We start from the raw sequence: 16573 nt of genomic DNA on the forward strand, positions 1-16573 counted from the left end.
GGCCGGACAGCACAATCGGGGCCCCGGCCGGGGCCCCACGGCATTCCGCGCGCCCGCCTCCTCAGGAGGTCGCGGCGGTCGCGGCGTTTGTTTCGTTCAGCGCGGGCCCAGCGTCCACCGCGGGCCCGCCGGACCGTCCTCGATGACGAGTCCGGACTGCTGGAGCTGGTCGCGGATGGCGTCCGCCGTGGCCCAGTCCTTGCGGCCGCGCGCCGCCTCGCGCTGGTCGAGCACCAGCCGTACGAGGGTGTCGACGACGCCGTTCAGGCTGTTGCCCTCGCCGTCGGGGCCGCCCTCGCCCGCGCCCGCTCCCGTCCAGTGTGCGTCCAGCGGGTCCAGACCGAGAACACCGAGCATCGCGCGGACCTCGGCGAGACGGGCGACCGCCGCTTCCTTGTCGTCGGCGGCGAGCGCCGAGTTCCCCTGCCGGACCGTGGTGTGGATGATCGCGAGGGCCCCGGGGACACCCAGGTCGTCGTCCATCGCCTCGGCGAAGGCGGGCGGCACCTCGCCGGCCGGCTCGACGGTGTGCCCGGCCAGCTCGATGACGCGCTGGACGAAGCCCTCGATCCGTCCGAAGGCGGACTCGGCCTCGTGCAGGGCCTCCTCGCTGTACTCGATCATCGAGCGGTAGTGCGGCGTGCCGAGGTAGTAGCGCAGGACGATGGGCCGCCACTTCTTGACCATCTCGCTCACCAGGACCGAGTTGCCGAGCGACTTGGACATCTTCTCGCCGCTCATGGTGACCCAGGCGTTGTGCACCCAGTACTCGGCGAAGTCGTCGCCGTACGCCTTGGCCTGGGCGATCTCGTTCTCGTGGTGCGGGAAGACCAGGTCGAGGCCGCCGCCGTGGATGTCGAAGGCGCTGCCGAGGTACTTGTGCGCCATGGCGGAGCACTCCAGGTGCCAGCCGGGCCTGCCGCGGCCCCACGGCGTCTCCCAGTCGGGCTCGCCGGGCTTGGTGGCCTTCCACATCGCGAAGTCGCGCTCGTCGCGCTTGCCGGTCTCGCCCTCGCTCGACGGCTGCCTCAGGTCGTCGATGTCCTGGTTGGTGAGCTGGAGGTACTCGGGGAAGGACCGCACGTCGAAGTAGACGTTGCCCTCGCTCGCGTAGGCGTGGCCCCGCTCGATGAGACCGCGCATCATCTCGATCATCTCGGGGATGTGGCCGGTGGCGCGCGGCTCGTAGGTGGGCGGCAGGCAGCCCAGGACGTCGTAGCCGGCGTTGAAGGCGCGCTCGTTCTCGTAACCGATGGCCCACCAGGGGCGGTTCTGGACGGCCGACTTCGCGATGATCTTGTCGTCGATGTCGGTGACGTTCCGTACGAAGGTCACGTCGTAGCCGCGGTAGGCGAACCAGCGCCGCAGGATGTCGAAGTTGAGCCCCGACCTGATGTGCCCGATGTGCGGTGCGGCCTGCACGGTGGCGCCACAGAGGTAGATCGAGACACAGCCCGGAACGAGCGGGGTGAAGTCACGGATCTGCCGGGCGCCGGTGTCGTACAGCCGAATGGTCACGCAACAAGGGTAGTGCTCCGGAGGCAGTGCCCCGGGCCCCTTGGGGCCACGGGACACCGAAGCGTGACGTTGGGCGCGCCGGACGGCCCTCGTCAGAGGGTTTCGGAGGGCCGTCGGAGAACTGTCCTGGCGCTGTCCGGCATCGGACAGCGGCGGACGCGGCACGAGCACCAAGGGATGCGGCGCGGGCGCCGGGCCGTGCCCGGTGGCGCGTCAGATGCGGCCGACGACCTTGCGCGGCGTGATCCGGACGGTGACGCGCTGCCCCTCCTGCGCCCCCTTCGGGTTGAAGTCGGCGTACAGCTTGCCGGTGTACTTGATGGACAGTTCGTCGATGAGTTCCTGTCCGCCCTCCGTACTGAGGGTGGCCGAACCGCGGATCTCGGCGTACCGGTACGGGTCGTCGAAGGGCTGGAGCATGACCGTCACCCTCGGGTCGCGGCTCAGGTTCTCCGCCTTGCGGCGGCCGACGGCCGTCGAGATGAGGATGTCGTTGCCCTCGCGCTTCACCCATACCGGCGAGACCTGGGGGCTGCCGTCGGGCTGGACGGTGGCGATGGCGACGAAGACGGTGCCGTCGAGGAGCTGCTTGAGCTCGTCGGAGAGAACAGCGACTGCCATGGATGGTGCCTTCCTGAGGAGGGGGTTCACTGCGGTACGCGTACCCGGCGATGTTTCCTCAACCGGCGTCGGCCCGGCGGTATTTCGGGCCACGCCGATCGCGGGGGAAGCCCGTGGCGGAAGCCCGTCGGGGAAGCCGGTCGGAGATGCTCGTCGGGGAAATACCTCAGCGCTCGCGTACGAGCAGCGCCGTGGCGATCGCCGCCAGGCCCTCGCCCCGTCCGGTCAGCCCCAGCCCGTCGGTGGTCGTGCCGGACACGGAGACGGGCGCGCCGACGGCTTCCGACAGCGTCTTCATGGCTTCGGCGCGCCGCTTGCCGACCTTCGGCCGTACGCCGATGACCTGGACGGCGACGTTGCCGATGGCGAAGCCCTCTGAGCGGACGATCCTGGCCGCCTCCTTGAGGAGGGTGACGCCGGAGGCTCCGGACCACTCGGGCCGCGAGGTCCCGAAGTGCGCGCCGAGGTCGCCGACGCCGGCCGCGGAGAACAGCGCGTCGCAGGCGGCGTGGGCGGCGACGTCGCCGTCGGAGTGCCCTGCGAGGCCGTAGCCGTCGTTCTCGGGGCCGTCCCACAGCAGGCCGGCGCACCACAGCTCACGCCCGGCCTCGAAGGCGTGCACGTCCGTACCGATGCCGATCAGCGGCAGTCCGGCCGGCGCGGGTCCTGTGGACTCAGAATCCATCGTTGGCCCTCCTGCGGGCGAGTACGGCCTCGGCGAGCACCAGGTCCAGCGGCCGGGTCACCTTGAAGGCCTCCTCGTGGCCGGGCACGACCACGACGGGCCGGCCGAGCTGTTCGACGAGCCCGGCGTCGTCCGTGGCGCCCTGGCCGGCGAGCGGCACGCTCAGATGCGCGCGTACGAGCGTGTCCCGGTCGAAGCCCTGCGGGGTCTGTACGGCACGCAGCCTGGCCCGCTCGGGGGTGGCGACGACCGGCTCGGGCTGGTCCTTCCCGCCCGGCTCGACCTCTTTGACGGTGTCGGCGAGCGGCAGGGCGGGGACGACGGCGGGCGCTCCGGCCCGTACGGCGTCGACCACCGCGTCCACCGTGTCGACCGGCACGAGCGGCCGGGCCGCGTCGTGTACGAGAACGGTGGTGATGTCGTCCGGCAGGGCCTCCAGGCCGCGTCGTACGGACTCCTGGCGGGTCTCGCCGCCGGGCACCACGAGGTAGTCGGTGCGTACGGGCAGCGAGTGCTCGCCGAGGAGCAGCTTCACCGCCGCGGTGTCTTCGGGCGGGGCCACCACGACCACGAGGGAGACCGCGCGGGAGGCCGCCATGGCCCGTACCGCGTGGACCAGCATCGGGGTGCCGCCCAGGGTGCGGAGCGCCTTGGGGGCGCCGGGGCCGAGCCGTATGCCACGGCCCGCGGCGGGGATCACGGCGGCGGTGCGGTGTCGGCTCGATTCGTCTGACATCGGTTGCACTCCGGCAGGTTTGTTTCCTCGGCCGACATGGGTATGGCCTCAAGCGTGCCGGGCGCGGCACCTTGACCGGACCCTTCCGTGACACTGGTCGAGACCAGCTGCGCCAGCTGCCCCGGGCCCGGCACACCAGGATCTCGCCAGGATCGGGCGGGGAATTCGGTTGGTGTGACGGGGTGTCACAGCCGAACAGATCTTAAGGGCCAGAGGGGCCCGTGAAGAGATTCCGGTTGTGAGGTTCACCAGAGGCGACTGAGGTGAAGCTCTCCGGGCATGCCGCAGTGCCCGGCGACGCAGCATGGGAATCACTACTGGTCAGCGGGCACCGCGGCATTGATGCAATTCGCGCGTGGCCTCGTGCGTGGCCTGTTTCACGCCGCGCCTATTTCACGCCGCCTGGTTCACGCCTCGGCTGCTGATCGGTCCAGATGCGCGAATGACGCGCACATCGACCGTGTAGGACAGCCGGGACGTCCGGGTCAGGACCCGGTCAGGACGCGAGAACCTCGTCGAGCAGAGCCTCGGCCTTGTCCTCGTTCGTGTTCTCCGCGAGAGCCAGCTCGCTCACCAGAATCTGGCGCGCCTTGGCGAGCATGCGCTTCTCACCTGCGGAGAGTCCACGCTCTCGTTCCCGACGCCAGAGGTCACGGACCACTTCGGCGACCTTGATGACATCGCCGGAGGCGAGCTTCTCAAGATTTGCCTTGTAGCGCCGGGACCAGTTCGTCGGCTCTTCTGCGTACGGCGCCCTCAGAACCTCGAAGACCCGGTCCAGCCCATCCTGACCGACCACATCGCGCACTCCGACGAACTCCGCATTGTCCGCCGGGACACGAACCGTCAGGTCGCCCTGGGCGACCTTGAGCACCAAGTAGGTCTTGTCCACGCCTTTGATCTGACGAGTTTCGATAGCCTCGATCAGCGCGGCCCCGTGATGGGGATAGACCACGGTGTCGCCAACCTTGAACGTCATGTGACAGGTACCCCTTCCGTGGCTATCCAGGGTAACACGGGAACGGCCTGTTCTGAATGGCGTTTTCGCAGGTCAGGGCGCATCTCGGGGCTTGACAACAGCAATAGGAACGTGCTGCGAGCGGCTTCCGGAAGCGGGTATTCGCAGGTGGGAGCCGCTGCGAAGCCGGACGGAAACACGCATGTTCCACCGCCCCGAAGCCCATCCCGATGGGGTGAACCTCCGCATTTGTCGGGTTCCAAGAGCCGAACTTCCCATGCTCCGTTCGGATGTCGGTCACGCGTACGGACGGAAGTGTGAACCCAATCCGAATTTGATCACCGGAGTCCTCGCGGCCCTATGCGGAGCTATTCGTAAGGAATGTGTGTCGGGTCGGGGAATTGATCACCGGAGTTATGTGAACGGCGTACTAAACATGCCGTCGACACTCACTTCCGCCCTCCACCAAGTCCAGCGGGCGCAGTTGAGGGCGGGTCGGGTGCGAAGGCGCGACGGGGGCTCGGTAACCTGAGCCCGCTGAACCATCGTTAGCCGTCCTCAGCCCGCCCGTACGTCCAAGGAGTTGCCGCCACCGTGAGCCGCAGCCTTCGACGCGGCACTCTCGCCGCGTCTGCCATCGCGTTCTCGATCGCCTCACTCGCCGCGTGCGGTGCCGGCAACGACGCGCAGACGCTCGGCGTCCGACCTGACAACGCCGCGACCTCGATCGGTGACATCACCGTCCAGAACGCCACGGTCGTCACCCAGCCGAAGGCCGGGGCCGAGGGCCCCGCCGCCGTCACGGCGAAGCTCTTCAACAACGGCCGCAGCCAGCAGACGCTCGACGCGATCACCCTGCCGGGCAGCGGCGCGACGGTGAAGATCACCCCGGCCAAGGGCAAGGGACCGGTCACGGTGCCCGCCAACGGCTCCGTCCTGATCGGCGGCAAGGGCAACGCCTCCGCCGTGGTCGACGGCGGCGGCGAGGCCGCGCGGAACGGCGACGCCCAGCGGGTCGTGTTCCAGTTCAGCGACACCGGCGACGTCGAACTCGACGCCTTCGTGGTGCCGGCGACCGGCCCCTTCACCGACTTCGGGCCGAGCGCGCTGCCCACGCCGTCGACCAGTCCGTCGGCGAAGCCGAGCGGATCCCCGTCGGGCACCGCCGACGAGGAGACCGGGGAGACCGGCGAGACCGGGACGCCCGGCGGCGACGCCGAGGACACTCCCGGGGGCACCGCCGAAGAGGGCACCGCCGAAGAGGGCACCGCCGAAGGCGCGGACCAGGGCACCGACGAGGGCGACGCGTCCACGGCGACGGACGCCGCCTCCGCGTCCTCGGACACCGAGCACTGAGCCGCTGAGCCACTGAGTCGCCGAGCACCACCGCGCCGCCGAGACCGACGGTCGGCAGTCGGCGGTCGGCGGTCGTACGTGTGAGGGCGCCGCACCGGGATTCCGGTGCGGCGCCCTCGTACACACGACGGGTGGGGTTTCGCGGTTTACGGCTCGAACTTGTAGCCGAGACCGCGCACCGTCACCAGATACCGCGGCGCGCCCGGATCCGGCTCGATCTTGGCCCGCAGCCGCTTGACGTGGACGTCGAGGGTCTTGGTGTCCCCCACGTAGTCCGCGCCCCAGACCCGGTCGATCAGCTGCATACGGGTCAGCACGCGGCCCGCGTTGCGCAGCAGCATCTCCAGGAGGTCGAACTCCTTGAGCGGCAGGTCGACCTTGCCGCCGGAGACCGTCACGACGTGGCGGTCCACGTCCATCCGGACCGGCCCCGCCTCCAGCGCGGCCGGCGCGACCTCCTCCGGCTCGCCCCTGCGGCGCAGCACCGCGCGGATGCGCGCCACCAGCTCCCGCGAGGAGAAGGGCTTGGTCACATAGTCGTCGGCTCCTATTTCCAGGCCGACGACCTTGTCGATCTCGCTGTCCTTGGCGGTCACCATGATCACCGGGACATTGGACTTTCCGCGCAGCTGCCGGCACACCTCGGTGCCGGGCAGACCGGGCAGCATCAGGTCGAGGAGGACGAGATCGGCGCCGTTGCGTTCGAACTCGTCGAGCCCCGCGGGCCCGGTGGTCGCGATGGCGACCTCGAAGCCTTCCTTGCGGAGCATGTAGGAAAGAGCGTCGCTGAAGGATTCCTCATCCTCGACGACGAGCACTCGGGTCACGGAAGGACCTCCGGGGCAGGGATCTCAGTCGATTGGTCAAGATCGTTGACGTCGTGATGAAAGCGGCGCTGGGCGACTTCGTCCGGGCCGGTGGGTGTGCGGTCCCGTCCGGCGCCCGCCTCTGGGAGCCTCAGGGTGAAGGTGGAGCCCTGGCCTTCGGAGCTCCACATCGTGACCTCCCCGCCGTGCGAGGCGGCCACGTGCTTGACGATGGCCAGGCCGAGGCCCGTACCACCGGTGGCCCGGGAACGGGCCGGGTCGACACGGTAGAACCGCTCGAAGACGCGCTCGCGGTCCTTCTCGGAGATGCCGATCCCCTGGTCGGTGACGGCTATCTCGATCAGATCCCCGCCGGGTACGGCCACGTGCCGGGCCGCGATGCCCACACGGGTGCGGGCCGGGGAGTAGTTGACGGCGTTCTCGACGAGATTGCCGAGGGCGGCGGCCAGCTGGCCGCGGTTACCCCAGACTCGCAGATCGGCGGCGCCACCGGCGGCCATGGTGATCTGCTTGGTGGACGCGGCGTGCCGGGACCTGTCGATGGCCTCGGCGACCAGTTCCTCCACCCGTACCGGCTCGGCGTCCTCCAGCGGGTCGTCGTTCTGCACCCGCGAGAGGTCGATGAGTTCCTGTACGAGATTGGTGAGCCGGGTCGCCTCGATCTGCATACGGCCGGCGAAGCGGGTGACCGCCTCGGGGTCGTCGGAGGCGTCCATGACGGCCTCCGAGAGCAGGGAGAGCGCCCCGGTGGGGGTCTTCAGCTCATGGCTGACGTTCGCCACGAAGTCACGCCGGACCGCTTCGATCCTGCGCGCCTCCGTGAGGTCCTCGACCAGGAGCAGGACGAGACGGGAGCCGAGCGGTGCCACCCGGGCCGATACGGCCAGGGCCTCGCCGCGGCCGGTGCCGCGCCGGGGCAGATCCAGCTCCACCTGGCGTATCTCGCCGTCGCGGCGGGTGTCGCGTGCCATGTGCAGCATCGGGTCGACGGCCAGTTTGCCGCCCCTGACCAGGCCCAGCGCGTACGCGGCGGAGCTGGCCTTGACCACCGAGTCGCTCTCGTCGAGCACGACGGCGGAGGAGCGGAGAACGGAGAGCACGGTGTCGACGCCGGGTGGAAGCCCGGCCTCCGTATGCAGTGAGCTACGGGTGGGCCTGGCCTGGTCGCGCTCGCTCCAGCGGAACGCCAGCATGGCGATCACGCCGGTACAGGCCCCGGCGATCGCTGCCAATGCGGCGACTGCCGCGTTCACGTCCATGCATCCAGGTTATGCGTGGTAGGGGACACTCTCCCAGCCGTACAGGTGTCTCCTCGAACACTCGTCGCCCAGAGTTCACCGTGGAGAAAGTGCCGGTTCACTTGGGAGGGAGCATCCGGACTCCTGACGGGCCGAACGTGGGAGCGTGGGGGTGCGACAGCCCCCGACCCCTGGCGGTCAGTCGGCGTCCGTACGACGAGGACAGTGCTGTTCGGGGGCCTTTCGACGTACTCGGACACCCCGGATCACCAGCAGGAAAATCCAGAGAGGGACACCCATGCGGGACGCGTACCACGAGGAACTTGACTCGATCGGCGAGGGCCTGGTCGAGATGGCCCGACTGGTCGGGTCGGCGATCGGGCGCGCCACCACGTCCATGCTCGACGCGGACCTGAAGCTCGCCGAGAGCGTGATCGCCGGCGACCAGAAGGTCGACGACCTCCAGCACGACCTGGAGGCCAGGGCCATCGCGCTGCTGGCGCGGCAGCAGCCGGTCGCCACGGATCTGCGGATCGTGGTGACGTCGCTGCGGATGAGCGCGGACCTGGAGCGCTCGGGCGACCTGGCGCAGCACGTCGCCAAGCTGGCGCGGCTCCGCTTCCCGGTCAACGCCGTGCCGCACGACCTGCACGCGACCATCCTGGAGATGGGGCAGCTCGCGCAGCGGCTGATGGCGAAGGCGGCCGAGGTCATCATCACCAAGGACGTCGATCTGGCGCTTCAGCTGGAGCAGGACGACGACGAGATGGACCTGCTGCACCGCACGCTGTTCCAGCACCTGATGGACGACCGCTGGAAGCACGGCATCGAGACGGCGGTGGACGTGACGCTGCTCGGCCGGTACTACGAGCGGTTCGCCGACCACGCGGTGTCGGTGGCCAAGCGTGTCGTGTACCTGGTGACGGGTGAGCACGCGGACGAGATCCAGCAGGCGGAGGCGCCGGTCGAAGGCGCCTGACGGCCTTGACGGCCGGCCGCGCCGGCTCGGCGGTCGGCCTGGCGGTGGGCCTGTCGGGTTGGCCTGTCGGTCGGCTCGGCAGTTGGCTTGTCGGTCGGGGGCGCAGGGGGGCGTATCGGGGTGGCATTGGGGGGCGCCTGCGCGCATGCGCCGTTGATGCGCCCGCCACCCGGGGGATGCAATGGGCGCAGACGCCACCCCGTACGCCCGTGCACCCCTTCGAGGAGGAACCCATGGCCGAGTCCCCCATGACCGATACCCAGCAGGAAGCACCTGGCGAGCGGGTGCGGCTGCCGATCCTCGGCGCCTGCGGCTGCGGCTCGGGCTGCGGCTGCGGCTGCCAGTCGGGAGCGCCGTGCGCCTGCGGGGGCAGCTGCGGCTGACATGGACAAGGGCCCGGTCCGGTGGTGGACCTCCACCCGGACCGGGCCCTGCTACGTACGGCCCCGCTTACGTACGACGGGCTCCGCCCGCCGTACCGCTACTGCGTGAAGGCGGCCGCGACCCGCTGCACGGCCTCGACCACCGGGACGCCCACCCCGCCGACCATCGTCGCCACCCCGGCGATCCCGGCCAGAGCCCGGCGGAAACGGCCCTCGTCCCCGTCGCCCGCGGTGAGTTCGTTCAGGGATTCGTCGATCACGGCGCGGTCCGCGGGATTCACCTGTCCCCGCAGAATCTGCACCGCCGCGATCATTTCGCGGAAAGCCACCTGCGGGTCGGCCGGCGCCGAATTCTTGATCATGCCGATGTTGCCGTCACCGTGCTGCTCGACGGAGTCCCCGTAGTAGTTGTTCGTACTCAAGTCGTCGCCTGCTTCCCCACGTTGCGGTCCCCGGTCTGCTTGATCACATCACCGTGATAGTGCTTCACGTTGTAGGTGAACGCCGCCTCGGCATTGTCGATCGCGCCCATGATGTCGTGCACGATTCGGATGACCAGATCCCTGTCGTCACTGGTCAGTGCGTGATTGGGCGATCCCGCGGTCTCGATCACCAACGAGTAGAGCGTGGGCGTCGACAGGACGCGGACGAGCGTGAACAGCTTGTAGGCGAGGACGGCGAGGACGACCGCGATCATCGCGATCCTGATGTCCGAGGTGTCATCACCGCCGAGGCTCAACGCCGCCCAGCCGATCGCGCCCAGAACTCCCCACCTCAGAACGGCTTTGACGAAGGCCCATATCGCGGCCCCGCGATTGACGAACGTCTCCAGGGTCGACGCCCGTGCGATGTTCTGCAGCGGATAGGCCTGACTGCCCACCCACAACACACGTCGGCTCACTTGAACTTGGATGTCTTCGCTCTTGTACGACACCGTGCGTACCCCCCTGCGATGGAGATTCAGGATCCTCCACCGGGGCTCTCTTCGCCAGGAAATCGCATTACTCCGCGGCACGTATTTTCACTGGTCGTGGCGGTGCGCCGACCTTTGGGACAGGAGTTAACGCAAGTGACCACCGGGAATACGAAAAGGGGAACACGAAAAGCCCCCTGCCGCGCGGAGAATCCGTGCGGCAGGGGGCTGTGACGACAGGTGAATGCTTACTTCTTCTTGCCCTGGTTCTTCACGGCCTCGATCGCCGCCGCCGCCGCGTCCGGGTCCAGGTAGGTGCCGCCCGTCTTGACCGGGCGGAAGTCGGCGTCCAGTTCGTAGGCGAGCGGGATGCCCGTGGGGATGTTGAGGCCCGCGATGTCCGCGTCCGAGACGCCGTCCAGGTGCTTCACCAGCGCGCGCAGGCTGTTGCCGTGCGCGGCGACCAGGACGGTGCGGCCGGTCAGCAGGTCCGGGACGATGCTGTCGTACCAGTACGGCAGCATGCGGACGACGACGTCCTTGAGGCACTCGGTGCGCGGGCGCAGCTCCGGCGGGATCGTCGCGTAGCGCGGGTCGTCGCTCTGGGAGAACTCGGTGCCGTCCTCCAGCTCCGGCGGCGGGGTGTCGTACGAGCGGCGCCAGAGCATGAACTGCTCCTCGCCGAACTCGGCGAGCGTCTGCGCCTTGTCCTTGCCCTGGAGCGCGCCGTAGTGCCGCTCGTTCAGGCGCCAGGAGCGGCGGACGGGGATCCAGGAGCGGTCGGCGGACTCCAGCGCCAGCGTGGCGGTGCGGATCGCGCGCTTCTGCAGGGAGGTGTGCAGGACGTCGGGCAGCAGACCGGCGTCCTTCAGCAGCTCACCGCCGCGCACGGCCTCCTTCTCGCCCTTGTCCGTGAGATTGACGTCCACCCAGCCGGTGAACAGGTTCTTCGCGTTCCATTCGCTCTCGCCGTGGCGGAGGAGGATCAACTTGTACGGTGCGTCGGCCATGGGCCCGAGCCTAATCGAACGTTTCCGATTGACGCCTGCCGTCAATTGACTGGTGGCCGAGGGACGCGCGTACGTAAGTTGCGGTTGACCAGTCGGCCACTTACACCGCCGGACCGGCCCCCGCGGGCCGGTCCGCGGCACCTCGGGGGAATGACGCATGTCCATCGCCGGACTGAGACGCGCCACGGGCGAGAGCGTCAGACGGAGTGTCTCGGGGCTGCCCCGGGAGTTCTGGTGGCTGTGGACGAGCACGCTGGTCAACCGGCTCGGCGCCTTCGTCGCCACCTTCATGGTGCTGTATCTGACCATGGAGCGCGGCTACTCGGCGTCGTACGCCGGTCTCGTCGCCTCGCTCCACGGCCTCGGCGGTGTCGTCTCCTCGGTCGGCGCGGGCGTGATGACCGACCGGCTCGGGCGGCGGCCCACGCTGCTGATCGCGCAGTCGTCGACGGCCGCGTCGGTCGCGCTGCTCGGCTTCATGCAGCATCCGGCCGCCATCGCGGGCGTCGCGTTCCTCGTCGGTATGACCTCCAACGCCTCGCGCCCCGCCGTCCAAGCGATGATGGCGGACATCGTGAAGCCCGAGGACCGGGTGCGGGCCTTCTCGCTCAACTACTGGGCGATCAACCTGGGGTTCGCGATCTCGTCGGTCGCGGCGGGCTTCATCGCCGAGTTCAGCTATCTCGCCGGCTTCCTGGGCGAGGCGGCGATGACGCTGGCCTGCGCCGTACTGATCTTCCTCAAACTGCCCGAGTCCCGGCCCGAGCGCGTCCTGGTGGACGGGAAGAGCGAGCCCGAGGTCGGGATGCGGACCGTCCTGCGGGACGGCCGCTTCATGAGTGTGGTCGGTCTGTCGTTCCTGGTCGCGCTGATCTTCCAGCAGGGGTTCGTGGGACTGCCGGTCGCGATGGGCACGGACGGGTTCAGCAGCTCCGACTTCGGGATGATCATCGCGTTCAACGGCGTGCTGATCGTCGCGCTCCAGATCCCCGTCACCCGTTTCATCGAGCACCGTGACACCCGCAGGCTGCTGATCCTCTCCTCGGCGCTGGCGGGGTACGGCTTCGGGCTGACGGCCTTCGCCGGGTCGCTGGCCGTCTACGCGCTGGCGGTGTGCGTGTGGACGTTCGCCGAGATCATCAACGCGCCGACGCAGACCAGCATCGTGGTCCGGCTCTCGCCGGTCCACGGGCGGGGCCGCTACCAGGGCATGTACACGATGTCGTGGGCGGTGGCCGGTCTGGTCGCCCCGCTGATGTCCGGCTTCGTGATCGACCACTACGGCGCCGACTGGCTGTGGGGCATCTGCGCGGTGCTGGGGACGCTGGCCGCCGGTGGGTACTGGCTGCTGATGCGGGGGCTTCCCAAGGAGGGCGTGGACGTCGGGTTCGACCGCGACCCCGGCGCCGACGCCGATGCCGACGCCGGCTCGCGTACGGAGCCGGCGCCGGGGCGGGAGGATGTGGCGAAGTCACCTGTCCCGTAGGGGCGTTCAGCGCACCTTGAGCCCGCGCTGCGCCTCGTACAGATTGCTCGGCCGCAGGTCCTGCGGCGTGCCGTACGCCTCCAGCCGGGTGTTCAACTCGCCCTTGAAGTCCGGGACATCGATCTGCCCGAACTCGCGCACCTCGCTGATGCCGGCCGTCACGCTGTACGGCGCGATCCCGTCGATCTTGATCAGACCGGCCCGCTCGTTCTGGACAGTGACGTTCCAGTGGGTGAACCGCGCCCCGTACAGCGGTCCCGCGGACGCGTCGCCGCCGTGCGTCCCGTTGTTGTCGAGCGTGATCTCCGTACGGAGGTTGGCGAACGGCAGGCCCCGGTGGGTGTCGAAGGTGCCCATCTCCATCACGCCGCGCGACCAGACGTTGTAGCTGGAGAGGCCCTCGACGTTGATGCCGTGCAGTTGGGTGCCCGCAGGGGCCGGGACGGTCCGCGCGCCGATGAAGAAGTCCTCGACGAGGTTGTCGTGCGAGGCCTCGCGGCAGAAGTACGGATGGTGCGAGCCGCGCCCCTCCACCCGGGTACGGCGCAGCGTGCAGGCGGAGGCGGCGACGAGACCGAAGCTGTTGTCGCAGTGCCGGACGGTGACGTCGTCCGCCCAGCAGTCGTACGCGCACTGGAAGGTGACGCCGTTGTGGCCCTTGTCCAGCAGGTGCGGCGACTGCGGCGTCTCGACCGCTTCGAGCGTAAGCCCCTCCACACCGGAGCCGGTGAGCGGTGTGACGAGCGTGGTGATCATGGTGTTCCACTCGGGGCGGATGTCCACCGGGAGCGGTCGTTCCAGGGTGACTTGGCGTCCTCTTACAGAGGTGACGCGCACGGGCCACTCGTACGGCACGTAACTCAGCAGCTTCGACTTGTCGGACCAGTCGTACGCCTCCGTCGCCGGGCCGCCGCCCGACATGTGCTCCAGGAGCGTGTGGTCCGCGTCGTCGGCGACCCGGAAGAGGACGATCTCGCCGCGCTTGATCCTCGACGCGTCGTCGACGGTCACGGTCAGATCGCCGCGGCGGGCGGGCGCGACGGCGGTGAGGGGCTCGAACTCCGTGCGCTCGTTGCCCGTCCAGCCCTCCAGGGGCCACTTCTTCGCCTTGATGGACTCGATGAGCGAGTTGAGCCGCGCTTCCGGGGCGAGCCAGATGAGGCCGCCCGCCCAGGACCAGCTCGACTTGTCGCCGCCGAACCGGCTGCCGTACGGGCCGATCAGCTCGGTGAGGTTCTTCGTCGCGTACAGCTTGGTGCGCTTGCTGCCCGCGCCGCGCAGCACCACGTTGCTGTGCGAGATACGGATGATGTCGTCGATGCGGTAGGTGCCCGCCGGGACGAGGACCGTGCCACCGCCGCGCCTGCCCGCCTCGGCGATGGCGCGGTTGATGGCGGGGGCCGCGTCGGCGGAGCCGTCGCTCTTGGCGCCGTACGCGCGGACGTCGGCGACCACGCGGGGGCGCGGGAAGCGCTCGGACCCGGCGCGCTGGCCGGCCCGGCCGACGTAGGGGATCTGGGGGTGGGTGAACGGTGACTCGGTGAACTCACGCCAGAGCGGGGAGATACGCGGGGCGCGGGGTGACCGGGGTGACCGGGGCGCTCGCGGCACGGCCGCAGAGGCGGAACCGCTCGCGGCACCGGCCGCCGCCACGGCGATGGCACTGGTGAGCAGAGCCCGTCTGCTGATGGTCCGTCGAACGTTCCCCACACTCATCAACCTCCACATATATGAACTCAGTTCAGGTCTGCGGTCATCGTGAGCATGCCACGGTGCGAGGGAGAGAGGGAAGAGTCGTGCAGAGGATGCCGGGCGGTCAGCTCGACGGGCGTTCGGGGCGCTGCGTCAGATGCGTGAAGGCATCGAGATTCCGCGTGGACTCGCCACGGGAGACCCGCCACGCGTACTCCTTGCGGATCGCGCTCGCGAACCCCAGCTCCAGCAGTGTGTTGAAGGATCCGTCGGCCTCTTCGAGTACGGATCCGAGGAGCCGGTCCAGTTCGTCCTCGCCGACGGCGGACAGCGGCAGTTTGCCGGAGAGGTAGATGTCGCCGAGCCGGTCGACCGCGTACGCCACCCCGTACAGCTTGAGGTTGCGCTCCAGCAGCCAGCGGTGGACGGCCCCCTCGTTCTCGTCCGGGTGCCTGACGACGAAGGCGTTGACGGAGAGGGAGTGGCGGCCGACGCGCAGGGAGCAGGTCGTGGAGAGCTTGCGGGTGCCGGGGAGCGTGACGACGAAGGAGCCGGGCTCGGGGCTCTCCCACTCCAGACCGGAGGCGAGCGCGGCGGCCTTCAGGCTCTGTTCCACGAGGTGGGCGGCCTGGGCGCTGTCGGCGGTGTGGGTGGTGTGGTCGGCCCGAGTGGCTTGGGTGGCGTGGGCGGTGTCGCTTGCCTCGGCTCGCGCTTCGTCAGCCATGGTGCGAGCGTACGCGACCTCGGTGATCATGCACGGCGGCCGTGTAGACGTCCGCCGTCGCCGACGCCGCCGTGTCCCAGCCGAAGGACTGCGCGTGCCGCGAGGCCGCCAGTCCCATCCGGTCCACCAGCTCGGGCCGGTCGATGAAGCGGGCGAGGGCCTGGGCGTACGCCTCCGGCTCGTGGCCGGGGATCAGGAAGCCGGTCTGGCCGTTGCGTACGGCCACCGGGAGACCGCCCACCGCGGCCGCGACCACCGGGGTCCCCGCCGCCTGCGCCTCGATGGCGACGAGGCCGAAGGACTCGCTGTACGACGGCATGACCAGCACCGACGCCGCGCGGAACCAGTCGGCGAGCGCCTCCTGGCCGACCGGCGGGCAGAACCGTACGACATCGGCGATACCGAGCCTGGCCGCGAGCTTGTGCAGCCCCTCGGGCTTGGCCAGACCGCTGCCGCTCGGGCCGCCCACGACCGGGACGACCATCCTCTTACGGAGGCCCGGACATCGCTCCAGCAGGACGGCAACGGCACGCAGCAGGACGTCCGGGGCCTTGAGCGGCTGGATACGGCCGGCGAAGAGCGGCACGAACGCGTCCTGCGGCAGCCCCAGGCGGGCGCGCGCCGCCGCGCGGCCGTCGGCCGGGCGGAAGACGTCCAGGTTCACGCCGGGGTGGACGACGGCGACCTTCGCGGGATCCGCTTCGTAGAAGCGGACGAGTTCGTCGGCCTCCTCGGAGGTGTTCGCGATCAGCCGGTCGGCGGCGCGCACGATCTGCGTCTCGCCTATGACGCGGGCCGCGGGCTCGGGGGTGTCACCTTCGGCGAGCGAGGCGTTCTTGACCTTGGCCATCGTGTGCATGGCGTGGACGAGGGGCGCGCCCCACCGCTCGGCGGCGAGCCAGCCGACATGGCCGGAGAGCCAGTAGTGGGAGTGGACGAGGTCGTAGTAGCCGGGGCGCTGCCCGGCCCAGGCCTGCATCACGCCGTGCGTGAAGGCGCAGAGCTGCGCGGGCAGCTCCTCCTTGGCCAGGCCCTCGTACGGACCGGCGTCCACATGCCGTACGAGCACGCCCGGCGCCAGCTCCACGCTGGGGGGCAGCCCGCCGGTGGTCGATCGCGTGAAGATCTCGACCTCGATGTCGATGGCGGCCAGGCGCTTGGCCAGCTCGACGATGTAGACGTTCATGCCGCCCGCGTCGCCGGTCCCCGGCTGGTGCAGCGGGGAGGTGTGGACGCTGAGCATGGCCACGCGCCGCGGTTTGCGGGGGTGGCCGGGGATCCGGAGCCGGGGTGGTGACACCAGGGTGCCGGCAAGCCTGGACACGTACTGGCTCACGTCGACTGACCTCTCGCTCGGAGCATGACTAGGGGAGGGTGTGGGGACCCTCTGGGACGCGACAACACCGGAACGCGCCCCTTCATTTCCGGCTTTGCCGAATCGTTGCCG

The 16573-nt window shown here is 69.6% G+C and carries 17 protein-coding genes; 4 read left to right on the forward strand and 13 right to left on the reverse strand.

Annotated features, from left to right (window positions below; translation table 11 throughout):
• Window positions 1-96 precede the first annotated feature (96 nt).
• The 5 genes from cysS to ACFT9I_RS06310 form a co-directional block, all read right to left on the reverse strand.
• On the reverse strand, window positions 97-1518 hold the full coding sequence (gene cysS, locus ACFT9I_RS06290; protein ID WP_382561352.1) for a cysteine--tRNA ligase: 1422 nt from the start codon (window positions 1516-1518) through the stop codon (window positions 97-99).
• Window positions 1519-1731: 213 nt separating this feature from the next.
• Window positions 1732-2139, reverse strand: coding sequence for a PPOX class F420-dependent oxidoreductase (locus tag ACFT9I_RS06295; RefSeq protein WP_382561354.1), 408 nt, complete (start codon window positions 2137-2139; stop codon window positions 1732-1734).
• Between the two features lie 166 nt (window positions 2140-2305).
• A complete protein-coding gene (ispF, locus tag ACFT9I_RS06300) occupies window positions 2306-2824 on the reverse strand; it encodes a 2-C-methyl-D-erythritol 2,4-cyclodiphosphate synthase (protein ID WP_382561355.1) in 519 nt (172 codons plus the stop codon).
• Window positions 2814-3560, reverse strand: a complete 747-nt coding sequence (gene ispD, locus ACFT9I_RS06305) for a 2-C-methyl-D-erythritol 4-phosphate cytidylyltransferase (RefSeq protein ID WP_382561357.1) — start codon at window positions 3558-3560, stop codon at window positions 2814-2816. Before ispD ends, ispF begins: the two co-directional genes overlap by 11 nt.
• 496 nt (window positions 3561-4056) lie before the next feature.
• Window positions 4057-4539, reverse strand: a complete 483-nt coding sequence (locus tag ACFT9I_RS06310) for a CarD family transcriptional regulator (RefSeq protein ID WP_003953493.1) — start codon at window positions 4537-4539, stop codon at window positions 4057-4059.
• A gap of 573 nt (window positions 4540-5112) precedes the next feature.
• On the opposite strand from ACFT9I_RS06310, the gene ACFT9I_RS06315 reads away from it, so the two are divergent.
• On the forward strand, window positions 5113-5874 hold the full coding sequence (locus ACFT9I_RS06315; protein WP_382561359.1) for a DUF461 domain-containing protein: 762 nt from the start codon (window positions 5113-5115) through the stop codon (window positions 5872-5874).
• 146 nt (window positions 5875-6020) lie between these two features.
• Here the strand turns inward: ACFT9I_RS06315 and ACFT9I_RS06320 are convergent, their stop codons facing one another.
• Window positions 6021-6701 carry a response regulator transcription factor gene (locus ACFT9I_RS06320; protein ID WP_189110519.1) on the reverse strand — a complete coding sequence of 227 codons (681 nt, stop codon included), beginning with the start codon at window positions 6699-6701 and terminating at the stop codon, window positions 6021-6023.
• Entirely contained in the window at window positions 6698-7960 is a 1263-nt protein-coding gene (locus tag ACFT9I_RS06325) for a sensor histidine kinase (RefSeq protein WP_382561361.1), read from the reverse strand. The genes ACFT9I_RS06320 and ACFT9I_RS06325 overlap by 4 nt, the downstream gene beginning before the upstream one ends.
• Before the next feature lie 277 nt (window positions 7961-8237).
• Between ACFT9I_RS06325 and phoU the strand changes: the two genes are divergently transcribed.
• Window positions 8238-8918, forward strand: a complete 681-nt coding sequence (gene phoU, locus ACFT9I_RS06330) for a phosphate signaling complex protein PhoU (RefSeq protein ID WP_078076550.1) — start codon at window positions 8238-8240, stop codon at window positions 8916-8918.
• A 233-nt stretch (window positions 8919-9151) separates the two neighbouring features.
• The gene (locus ACFT9I_RS06335) at window positions 9152-9301 is read left to right on the forward strand and encodes a hypothetical protein (RefSeq protein WP_382561363.1); all 150 of its coding nucleotides are present in this window, start codon (window positions 9152-9154) and stop codon (window positions 9299-9301) included.
• Between the two features lie 98 nt (window positions 9302-9399).
• On the opposite strand, the gene ACFT9I_RS06340 is transcribed toward ACFT9I_RS06335, so the two are convergent.
• From ACFT9I_RS06340 to ACFT9I_RS06350, 3 genes are all read right to left on the reverse strand, one after another.
• Window positions 9400-9723, reverse strand: a complete 324-nt coding sequence (locus ACFT9I_RS06340) for a hypothetical protein (RefSeq protein ID WP_382561365.1) — start codon at window positions 9721-9723, stop codon at window positions 9400-9402.
• Window positions 9720-10235 carry a DUF6232 family protein gene (locus ACFT9I_RS06345; RefSeq protein WP_382561366.1) on the reverse strand — a complete coding sequence of 172 codons (516 nt, stop codon included), beginning with the start codon at window positions 10233-10235 and terminating at the stop codon, window positions 9720-9722. The genes ACFT9I_RS06340 and ACFT9I_RS06345 overlap by 4 nt, the downstream gene beginning before the upstream one ends.
• Window positions 10236-10462: 227 nt before the next feature.
• Window positions 10463-11224 carry a phosphoglyceromutase gene (locus ACFT9I_RS06350; protein ID WP_382561368.1) on the reverse strand — a complete coding sequence of 254 codons (762 nt, stop codon included), beginning with the start codon at window positions 11222-11224 and terminating at the stop codon, window positions 10463-10465.
• Window positions 11225-11381: 157 nt separating this feature from the next.
• On the opposite strand from ACFT9I_RS06350, the gene ACFT9I_RS06355 reads away from it, so the two are divergent.
• A complete protein-coding gene (locus tag ACFT9I_RS06355; RefSeq protein ID WP_382561370.1) occupies window positions 11382-12710 on the forward strand; it encodes an MDR family MFS transporter in 1329 nt (442 codons plus the stop codon).
• Between the two features lie 6 nt (window positions 12711-12716).
• On the opposite strand, the gene ACFT9I_RS06360 is transcribed toward ACFT9I_RS06355, so the two are convergent.
• From ACFT9I_RS06360 to mshA, 3 genes are all read right to left on the reverse strand, one after another.
• Window positions 12717-14426 (reverse strand): glycosyl hydrolase family 28-related protein, encoded by a 1710-nt coding sequence (locus tag ACFT9I_RS06360; protein ID WP_382561372.1) that lies wholly within the window; start codon window positions 14424-14426, stop codon window positions 12717-12719.
• 100 nt (window positions 14427-14526) lie between these two features.
• Window positions 14527-15126 (reverse strand): YbjN domain-containing protein, encoded by a 600-nt coding sequence (locus tag ACFT9I_RS06365; protein WP_382561373.1) that lies wholly within the window; start codon window positions 15124-15126, stop codon window positions 14527-14529.
• A complete protein-coding gene (gene mshA / locus ACFT9I_RS06370; protein WP_382561375.1) occupies window positions 15119-16462 on the reverse strand; it encodes a D-inositol-3-phosphate glycosyltransferase in 1344 nt (447 codons plus the stop codon). The genes ACFT9I_RS06365 and mshA overlap by 8 nt, the downstream gene beginning before the upstream one ends.
• Window positions 16463-16573: the final 111 nt, after the last annotated feature.

This window comes from Streptomyces sp. NPDC057137 (assembly GCF_042670825.1).
Lineage (GTDB): Bacteria > Actinomycetota > Actinomycetes > Streptomycetales > Streptomycetaceae > Streptomyces.

Bases quoted from the DNA above. Each gene is read 5' to 3' on its own strand.
- ACFT9I_RS06295 (WP_382561354.1), bottom strand. From the start codon at position 2,139: ATGGCAGTCGCTGTTCTCTCCGACGAGCTCAAGCAGCTCCTCGACGGC.
- ispF (WP_382561355.1), bottom strand. From the start codon at position 2,824: ATGGATTCTGAGTCCACAGGACCCGCGCCGGCCGGACTGCCGCTGATC.
- ispD (WP_382561357.1), bottom strand. From the start codon at position 3,560: ATGTCAGACGAATCGAGCCGACACCGCACCGCCGCCGTGATCCCCGCC.
- ACFT9I_RS06310 (WP_003953493.1), bottom strand. From the start codon at position 4,539: ATGACGTTCAAGGTTGGCGACACCGTGGTCTATCCCCATCACGGGGCC.
- ACFT9I_RS06325 (WP_382561361.1), bottom strand. From the start codon at position 7,960: ATGGACGTGAACGCGGCAGTCGCCGCATTGGCAGCGATCGCCGGGGCC.
- phoU (WP_078076550.1), top strand. From the start codon at position 8,238: ATGCGGGACGCGTACCACGAGGAACTTGACTCGATCGGCGAGGGCCTG.
- ACFT9I_RS06335 (WP_382561363.1), top strand. From the start codon at position 9,152: ATGGCCGAGTCCCCCATGACCGATACCCAGCAGGAAGCACCTGGCGAG.
- ACFT9I_RS06350 (WP_382561368.1), bottom strand. From the start codon at position 11,224: ATGGCCGACGCACCGTACAAGTTGATCCTCCTCCGCCACGGCGAGAGC.
- ACFT9I_RS06355 (WP_382561370.1), top strand. From the start codon at position 11,382: ATGTCCATCGCCGGACTGAGACGCGCCACGGGCGAGAGCGTCAGACGG.
- ACFT9I_RS06360 (WP_382561372.1), bottom strand. From the start codon at position 14,426: ATGAGTGTGGGGAACGTTCGACGGACCATCAGCAGACGGGCTCTGCTC.
- ACFT9I_RS06365 (WP_382561373.1), bottom strand. From the start codon at position 15,126: ATGGCTGACGAAGCGCGAGCCGAGGCAAGCGACACCGCCCACGCCACC.